Below are 8395 nucleotides of genomic sequence, written 5' to 3'. Positions count from 1 at the left end.
CCCCCCCCCCCGCCGCTGTTGTACCACTTACTCTGCAGGAGACCTGTGAACGCTACAACGTTCGACGACCAAGCAAACCTTGGCATCCCCCAAAGAACCCCGGGAAGAACCCGTCTGGGGGTGATGGGTGGAACCTTTGACCCCATCCACCACGGGCACCTGGTTGCTGCCAGTGAGGTGGCTGCCTACCTTGATTTGGATGAGGTTGTTTTTGTCCCCACCGGGCAGCCCTGGCAGAAGGCCGATAAAGAGGTAACAGACCCCGAGCACCGCTACCTCATGACGGTTATCGCTACCGCTTCAAACCCCCGCTTCACCGTGAGCCGTGTGGATATTGACCGTGAAGGGCCCACCTACACCATCGATACGCTCACCGACCTGCACGAGCTACGCCCCAACGCGGACCTGTTCTTCATCACCGGTGCGGACGCACTAGGGCAGATTATGACCTGGAAGGACGCCGAGAAAATGTGGGACCTTGCCTACTTCATCGGTGTTACCCGCCCCGGGCACGAACTGACCATCCCCGAGCCTGCTGAGGGACGCGTCGCCCTACTGGAAATCCCCGCCATGGCGATCTCATCAACGGGCATTAGAGACCGCGCTCGCGACAAAATGCCGGTCTGGTACCTGGTGCCTGACGGCGTGGTGCAATACATCAACAAATACGAGCTGTACAGCGCTGACGATGCGGCTGCCGGGGCAGGCAGCTACAACGAAGGTCTGCCGCCAGCAGGTTAAAGCCTGCCACCCTTTGGTGCACAACGAACTGGCTAGAGCGTTCCTGGTTGTCTTGCTACCATGAAGATAAGTGTTAGTTACGCTCTCGACCACTGAGGACCCCCTTGAGTAAATCACCTGCTGAATCAGCAGAAGGACCAGCTGCTAAAAACAGCACCACCTACCTCACCGAGCCTTTGATCACGGAGGACGGGCTTACCATACCCCCTCCGGCCAGGCCCATGGGCCCGCGTCGTTTGGCTCGTTACTATGATGAGGTAGCTGATTACCTGCGCGCCGTAGAGCGCGGGGATGACCCCTTACCGGCTGTGCCTATGTTCATGGGTGGGCAGGCACCAGTGCCCAAGTCGCAGAGCGCCGGTTCCCTCGATCAGCTAGCAAGCCTGGGTTCTATTGACCAAGAGGTCACATCGGATGGGCCGGAACTAGATTTTGACCAGACTCAAGCAACTGTGCTGGAAGACCCCCTGGCAAATATCGGTCAGCAAATCTATGCAGGTGATGAGCAGGTTGAGCCAACGGCCACCTATACTTCTGCTGATCACGCCTCACCCACTGGCGACTTCTTGGGGGACGCGGCATTTGTGCCCGATGAGCTGCCAGATGAGACCGCGGCAGATGTTCAACCTGAGCTTCCTAATGAAACCCCAGCTGATACTCAGGCGGAGTTGCCTGAAGAGACCCCCGAGCATCCTCAACCGGAGCTCCCTGAGTTTAGCCTGCCAGCACCCGTTCGCGCTGTGGATGCTCAGGGCCTTGATTTAACGGAGTTGGATGAGACCCTGCCGGCCGGGCTTTCAGATGATGTGACTGAACCAGCTACCGTCAACAGTTCCGAACAGGTTGACCGTGCGGTAGACTCTGAGAGTTCTGATGAAACAGAAGAGACCCTCATGGGCGATCATTCATCAGAGATAATGACTGAAGAAAGCGGTGAAGAATACACTGCGCAACCTACCGACCGTGAGGTAGAGGTTGCCGATCAAGGAGAGACCATCGATACGACTGACGATCCAAGTCAGTCCACCGATACTGAGGTTGCCACAGAGCAAGCTGATCAACCAGCCGCTCTGAGCGGGGCGATGGCATCAATTATTGGCATTGTGGTGCTTTTGGCGCTCTTGCTGGTTGTATGGTTCTTCTTTTTTCAATAAGTTTTAGATAGACCCCAAAAAGTTTGGGGTGCTACGTGCTCGGAAAGGGCGAAATGACTGCTGCTGCAGAGTCTATTGAAGCGCTAAAGGTCGCCGCACGCGCTGCGGACGATATGCAGGGAACCAACCTGCTAGCTGTTGACGCTTCTGACATCATGGGTTTGATTGACGGGTTCCTCGTTGTCTCAGCCCACAACGAACGACTGGTCAATGCAATTGTTGATGGGGTTGAAGATAAGCTCCGCGAAGAGTTGGGCATCAAGCCCCTGCGCCGCGAAGGTCGCGCTGAGGGCCGCTGGGTTCTGCTGGACTTCGGTGACATCGTGGTGCACGTTCAGCACGAAGAGGACCGCGCTTTCTATGCACTGGACCGCCTGTGGGGCGAAGCTCCCCGCATTGAGCTGGGCTTGGAATCAGAGGTCGGTGCAGTGGATGTTGCTGGCGCTGAAGCTGACTACCAGACCATCACTCCTGCAGAAGATTTGATGAACCAGCGCGAGGACGACTAGTACCTCCGCCGGGGTTTACCCCAAGGCTTTTATCACCGGACGCCGCGCACTTTAATTGGTGCGCGGCGTCCGGTTTCTTTACTGGGTTAAAACCGAGTGCAGAAAAAGTTTGAAGAATTTTGAAAAATAGGGTCCCCCGATTTGCGCGGCGTTCAAACATCTGGGTACACTAGATGAGTCGCCACGGCGGCAAACAAAAGAATATGGGGATATGGCGCAGCTGGTAGCGCACTTGCATGGCATGCAAGGGGTCAGGGGTTCGAGTCCCCTTATCTCCACCATAAGAGGCTTACTGCAATCGGCGTCCTCGTAGATGTCGCTAGGCAGGTCAAGCCACAAGTTTTACAGTTCAGCCAGGCCGCCCTTCGGGGCGGCTTTTGGCGTTTCTGGGCCGCTGTGTTGCACCGTCGCGGCCTGGGTCGTACTGCGCGCCACCTCGGGCGTTGCGCCCGCTGTGAGGGCCTCCCAGCCGCGTGCGGCCGCAAGCAGCTCCCGCAGCGGCGAGCGGATGTCGTCCCCGATGACTTCTTCGTGCGCGACATAGACGTGGGCGAAGATCGCCTGGTTCAGCTTGCGGCGTGTGGCTTCGCTGGCGTTGACGTACAGCTCGTAAAAGTTGTCGAGCAGGTTGAGGTGCGCGTCGAGGAAGGCTCGGCCGCTGGAGAGGTCGCCGTGCACCTGGCTGAGTTGCTCAGTGACGCGCTGTCGGTCGCGGAGGCGCTGGCGGATGCGGTCTTGCGGGAGCGAGCCGGCGGCGGCGAGGTCGAGGAGGTTGTCTTCCTTGACGGTGAGCTGCGCGAGCTGGTCTTCAAGGTTCTTGCGGAGCAGTTGCTGTGCGGCGGCCTGGTCGTTCAGGGTGGACTCGATGTGGCTACGCACGGCTGCGACGAAGGCGGGGCTGAGTCGGATGGTCTTGTAGTGCTCGGCGATGGCGTCTTCGACGCGATTGATGCTGGAGTATGGGGTGTCACAGGTGTGGTCTTGCACCCCACGGCAGAAGAAGTAGCCGTAGTCGGCGTTGCCGTGACGTCCGGTGGTACGCATGAGGATCATGCGTCGGTTGATGTGCTGCTCGAGGCAGCACTGCCCGCACCAGACCGTGCCCTTGAGGCAGTGGTCGTGACGCTTGCGGCGTAGCCGGGCTCGTCCATGAGCTCCTGCACCCGGTTGAACTGATCCTCGTCGATGAGCGCTTCGTGCCTGCCGGGGTATCTCTCGCCCTTGTAGCGGACTTCGCCGAGGTAGTAGCGGTCGCGGAGCATCTGCTGGATCTTCGAGTCCGAAATTGGCCCGGCGGGAGGCCGCTGCATGGGCCGGGTGCGCAGCCCCCGGTTGGTGAGTTCCTCGGCGATGTCAGCGAAGGTCTTGTCCCTGCTCGCGTACAGCTCGAACGCGAGTTTCACGAACGGCGCGCGTTCGGGATCGGTCTGGACGGTGTTGATCTTCCGCTCGTCGATGTTCTCGGTGACATTGAGATAGCCGATGGGCGCGCGTCCCAGCGTGCCGCCGTTCATAGCCTTGCTTTTCATCTTGTAGGCGATGTCGGCACCGTCCTAGCGGGAGCGGTACTCGTTGAAGGCGGCCAGGATGTCATGCATAAGCTGCCCGACCGGGGTGGCATAGATCTGCTCGGTCGTGGAGATCAGGGTGACTCTGCATTTTTGCAGATCGGCCATGACGATCGCGTCGTCGGTGCGGTTACGGGCGAAGCGGGAAAGCTTATAGACGATGACGTAGTCGACGTCCCGGTCGGGGCGGATGCGTTCGAGCATCTCCTGGAACGCAATGCGCTTGGTCATCTCCGTGGCCGACCGGCCCGGTTCGATGTACTCGTGCACGATCGTGAGGCCGAGCGCTTCGGCCTTGCGTTCACAGGAGGTGCGCTGGGCGGGGATGGAGATGCCCTCCGGGTCGTAGTCGGTCTTCACCTGCCCCTTGCTGGAGACCCGCAGATAGATGACGGCACGGCTACACGGTGGCGTGTCGATTGCTCCGGTCGGCGCTGACGAGACGGCACTGCTATCGGCGCGGGGTTGGTTTTCGGTCTCAACCGGCGTCAGCGTCATTGGCCCGCTCGTGCTGCCCAGCCGGAGGTTCTCGAGCATCCAGCAATTGCCATCTGCGAGCTTGGCGACGTCGTAAGTGTTGTCGTCGCCGGTGTCGGTGAGGGTGATAACTGTGCTCGTGTTGGAGCCGGTGTAGGTGTCGAGGGCGCTACATTCGGTGGCGGTGAAGGCTTGCATGGTTGCGATCGAGCTGCCTCCCCCTCCTCCACTGACGGGAGCAGCGTGCCCTGGGCAGCTACTGCTGACAGTTGCTTCTTGGACACGACCCGTCTCGCTGGAGATGTAGTAGGAAGGGACACCTTCCCGGTCGGAGGTTGCGATGAGACAGTAGCTCGAGCCGTCCGAGGTGTATCGGTAGTACGTGCCGTTGCTCTGGGGGAGCGGTGTGCCGCTGGATGGGTAGCTGTTGCTGCCGTCATCTTGTGGGTAGGAGCCGTCGTCGCTCTAGCTGATGCCGAGTCGGATTGCAGAACCGTGCCCGCGGCCCGGTTCTGAATGCCGGTGTAGGCAACGATGGTGATGGCGGCCAAAATCGCGATCACGACGATGACGATGATGAGCTCGACTATGGTGAAGCCGATCTGCTTGCTGTGAGTTTCCCGCTTTTTATATATAATTTATGTCACATATCTGTGTGCAGATTATGAGGAAATTCCTGCTACTGTTCAAGTTTTCACCGACGTACTTTTACAACGCAGATGTGGATATTGCAGAGTTTGCCTACTAAGGCACATTCCTTTGAATGCATAAGTGTGCGAAAATGAGAGTAGATTGCAGCGTCCCGGTCGAGCCGTCCGGCTCCCGCCTGCGGTAGCCCAACCCGCCCGAGGCGACGCGGCACGCTGGCAGTGTCGGAGGTCCCCGGTACTGTTGGACACCGACCTATGAGCACAACTTAAGACGCGCCCTCGGCGCGGAGGAGCATGAACCTGATGAAGCGCAGAGCGGCCGGATCGATCCGCTGCGACGGCCGCCTGGCCGCCGTAGCTTCCATGTGTCTGCCCTGCCCCACCGTGAGGGGCCGCCGATGACTGCTCCCCTCACCGACTACCAGTCGAAGTACTTCGCCCATGAGCTGCAGCGCAGCTACGCCAACGACCACGTCGGCAAGCTGGCGGGTCTGCTGTTCGACGCGCAGGTCGAGCCGAAGCCCCACCAGATTGATGCGGCGCTGTTCGCGTTGCAGACCCCGTTCCTGCCAGGGGTGATCCTGGCGGACGAGGTCGGCCTCGGCAAGACGATCGAGGCAGGAATCGTCATCTCTCAGTACTGGGCCGAGCGCAAGCGCCGCATCCTGATCATCGCGCCCTCGAGCCTGCGTCAGCAGTGGAAGCAGGAGCTGTACGAGAAGTTCCTCATCCCCTCGACGATTCTCGACGCCAAGTCGAAGAACGCGCTGCTCGCGAAAACGGACACCCGCGCCGCTGAGGTGCTCATCTGCTCGTATGAGTTCGCCCTCCGCCACGAGACCTCACTACTGAAGTCGTGGGATCTGGTGGTGGCTGACGAGGCGCACCGTCTGCGCAGCTACTGGAACGGCAAGGCGAAGATGGCCGAGGCCGTCTCGCACGTCGCCCGCAGCGCGCACAAGACGGTGCTGCTCACCGCGACGCCGCTACAGAACAAACTCGAGGAGCTGTACGGGCTCGTCTCGATCTTCGACCCCGATTACTTCTACTCGCTCGATGCGTTCCGCGAGCGGTACATCAAGAGCCGCGACCTGACGGGCGACGATGACCTGGTTGAGCGTGTGGCATCGATCTCCAAGCGCACGCTCCGCAAGGACGCCAACAAGTACATCCGGTTCACCAAACGCATGCCGTTGACGATGGAGTTCACTCCGTCGCCCGACGAGGTGCGCCTGTACGATCTGGTCAACGGCTACCTGCAGCGCGACGAGCTGTTCGCGTTCGCGGGATCGCAGCGTCACCTCTCGGCCCTCATCATTCGTAAGCGGCTCGGTTCGTCGACGTATGCCGTCGCGAGCACGCTGGAGAACGTCGCCAATCGTCTGGCAGACGAGGTAGCCGCTGGCAAACTCCGTGACAACCGTGGCGGGCTGTTCCTGGCCGACTTTGAGGCTGGTGACGAACTCGAGGACGAGGTCGTCGAGGAAGCCGAAGAGACGACGGGTCAGGCGTCGAGAGCGCAACTTGACGCGAAGACTCTCAAGCGCATGCGCGCCGAGGTTGATGAACTCCGCGAGTATGCCGCACTGGCTCGCTCGATCACCGTCAATCAGAAGGCAGTCAAGCTCAATGAGGCCCTCGACATGGGCTTCGAGCGGCTGCGCGAACTGGGTGCCGCCGAGAAGGCGATCATCTTCACCGACTCGACCAAGACGCAGGAGTACATCGCCCGCACGCTGGCTGATGCCGGTCGCGGCGAGGGCGTCGTGCTGTTCAACGGCTCGAATACTTCACCCGAGCAGACGGCGATCTACCAGGCGTGGCTGACGGCCAACAAGGACGGCGATCTGATCACGGGCATCCCGGCGGTCGACCGACGCAAGGCGCTCGTGGACTACTTCCGCGAGCAGGGCACGATCATGATCGCCACCGAGGCGGCGGCGGAGGGCATCAATCTGCAGTTCTGCTCGATGCTCGTCAACTACGACCTGCCGTGGAATCCGCAGCGCGTCGAGCAGCGCATCGGCCGCGTGCACCGCTTCGGGCAGAAGCACAACGTCGTCGTCGTGAACTTCAGCAACAAGGGCAACATCGCCGAGCAGCGCATCCTCGAGCTGCTGACGAACAAGTTCCAACTGTTCTCGAGCGTGTTCGGCGCCTCTGACGAGGTGCTTGGCGCGGTGGAGGACGGCCTCGACTTCGAGAAGCGGATCAGCGACATCCTCACCCGCTGCAAGACGGCCGGCGAGATCGATGCGGCATTCAAGCAGCTTGAGGATCAGTTCGCAGGCGAGATCTCGAAGGAGATGGCCAGCGCCAAGGCCAAGGTCTTCGACCACCTCGACCCGCACGTGCAGGATCGCCTCAAGGCGTACGACGAGCAGTCGGGCGACGTGCTCAACAAGTTCGAGCGTCTCCTGCTTGCAATCACTCATCACGAACTCCGCGATGTCGCGACGTTCGAGGGCGACGGCCGCGCGTTCTTCCTGAAGCAGGCTCCTACCAAAGATGCGCCGACAGGGCGATACTTCTTCAAGTCGAAGCCGCTCCCGAACGCACACCAGTACCGCTACGCCAGCCCGCTCGCGCAGCACGTTGCCGGAATGGCGAAGTCGCACGAGACGCCGCAGCGTGAGCTGACCTTCTCGCTCGGTCAGTCGAAGCGGGCCAGCAACGCTGTCAAGGCGCTCGAGGGCCAGAGTGGCGAGCTGACGGTCAACTTGCTGACCTTCACGATGCGAGCACGCGACGAGGACATCTCCGAGTCGTACATGCTCGCCGGTGGCATGACCGACGACGGCCAGTACCTGGACGAGGAATACGTCGCCGACATCCTGGACCTCGCCTGCCTCAACGTGGGTGAACAGCCCGTCGCGGTCGACGTCGCGAAGGTCGAGCCGCAGCTCACGGCGCGGCTCGGTGAGCTGGAGAAAGAAGTCCAGGGGCGCAACTCTCGCTACTACGACCAGCAGGAGGAACTGCTCTACCGCAACCAGCAGGACCGCAAGGCTGAGCACGAGGGCAAGATCCGCGAGTACCGCACCAAAGAAAAGGAAGCCCGCAAGGCAGCGAAGCAGGCGGATGACCCGATGGAGCAGCTCAAGCTCAAGCGCGAGGCTCGCAAGTGGGAGCGCCGGGCGGACGAGGCCGACGACGACTTTCGTGATGCACGCCGCAAGCTGCAGGCCGAGATCGACGAGAAGCTCGACATGATCGAGCAATCCCTACAGGGCACCCAGGACACCGAGCACCTGTTCGCGATCCGTTGGCGCATCGTCGCGTAACGGTCAGCGTTC

Annotated in this window: 8 protein-coding genes, 1 tRNA gene and 1 pseudogene; 6 read left to right on the top strand and 4 right to left on the bottom strand. The window is 60.8% G+C overall.

Features of this window, described 5'->3' with window-relative positions; genetic code table 11:
* Window positions 1–45: 45 nt before the first annotated feature.
* The 4 genes from nadD (at window position 46) to L6990_RS08660 (ending at window position 2685) form a co-directional block, all read left to right on the top strand.
* The gene (nadD, locus tag L6990_RS08675; protein WP_237203723.1) at window positions 46–741 is read left to right on the top strand and encodes a nicotinate-nucleotide adenylyltransferase; all 696 of its coding nucleotides are present in this window, start codon (window positions 46–48) and stop codon (window positions 739–741) included.
* 104 nt (window positions 742–845) lie between these two features.
* Window positions 846–1895 (top strand): hypothetical protein, encoded by a 1050-nt coding sequence (locus L6990_RS08670; protein ID WP_237203722.1) that lies wholly within the window; start codon window positions 846–848, stop codon window positions 1893–1895.
* A gap of 53 nt (window positions 1896–1948) precedes the next feature.
* On the top strand, window positions 1949–2404 hold the full coding sequence (rsfS, locus tag L6990_RS08665; RefSeq protein ID WP_237203721.1) for a ribosome silencing factor: 456 nt from the start codon (window positions 1949–1951) through the stop codon (window positions 2402–2404).
* A 205-nt stretch (window positions 2405–2609) separates the two neighbouring features.
* Window positions 2610–2685: transfer RNA gene (locus L6990_RS08660), tRNA-Ala, on the top strand.
* A 61-nt stretch (window positions 2686–2746) separates the two neighbouring features.
* Here L6990_RS08660 and L6990_RS08655 read toward each other — a convergent pair.
* The 3 genes from L6990_RS08655 to L6990_RS08645 are packed head-to-tail and all read right to left on the bottom strand — an operon-like array spanning window position 2747 to window position 4647.
* Window positions 2747–3448 (bottom strand): hypothetical protein, encoded by a 702-nt coding sequence (locus L6990_RS08655; protein WP_237203720.1) that lies wholly within the window; start codon window positions 3446–3448, stop codon window positions 2747–2749.
* Between the two features lie 5 nt (window positions 3449–3453).
* Window positions 3454–3918, bottom strand: a complete 465-nt coding sequence (locus tag L6990_RS08650) for a recombinase family protein (protein WP_237203719.1) — start codon at window positions 3916–3918, stop codon at window positions 3454–3456.
* A gap of 39 nt (window positions 3919–3957) precedes the next feature.
* Window positions 3958–4647 (bottom strand): recombinase family protein, encoded by a 690-nt coding sequence (locus L6990_RS08645; RefSeq protein ID WP_237203718.1) that lies wholly within the window; start codon window positions 4645–4647, stop codon window positions 3958–3960.
* Window positions 4648–4725: 78 nt separating this feature from the next.
* Here L6990_RS08645 and L6990_RS08640 point away from each other — a divergent pair, with 78 nt between their 5' ends.
* Window positions 4726–4965 (top strand): hypothetical protein, encoded by a 240-nt coding sequence (locus L6990_RS08640; protein WP_237203717.1) that lies wholly within the window; start codon window positions 4726–4728, stop codon window positions 4963–4965.
* 23 nt (window positions 4966–4988) lie between these two features.
* Here L6990_RS08640 and L6990_RS12020 read toward each other — a convergent pair.
* Window positions 4989–5051: pseudogene (locus tag L6990_RS12020) on the bottom strand (prepilin-type N-terminal cleavage/methylation domain-containing protein); the annotation flags it as partial.
* Between the two features lie 446 nt (window positions 5052–5497).
* On the opposite strand from L6990_RS12020, the gene L6990_RS08635 reads away from it, so the two are divergent.
* Window positions 5498–8383, top strand: a complete 2886-nt coding sequence (locus L6990_RS08635) for an SNF2-related protein (RefSeq protein ID WP_237203716.1) — start codon at window positions 5498–5500, stop codon at window positions 8381–8383.
* The last annotated feature ends 12 nt before the right edge of the window (window positions 8384–8395 follow it).

It is taken from the genome of Rothia endophytica, assembly GCF_928381505.1.
GTDB classification, from domain to species: domain Bacteria; phylum Actinomycetota; class Actinomycetes; order Actinomycetales; family Micrococcaceae; genus Rothia; species Rothia endophytica_A.
This window is presented reverse-complemented; position numbering and strand designations above follow the sequence as displayed.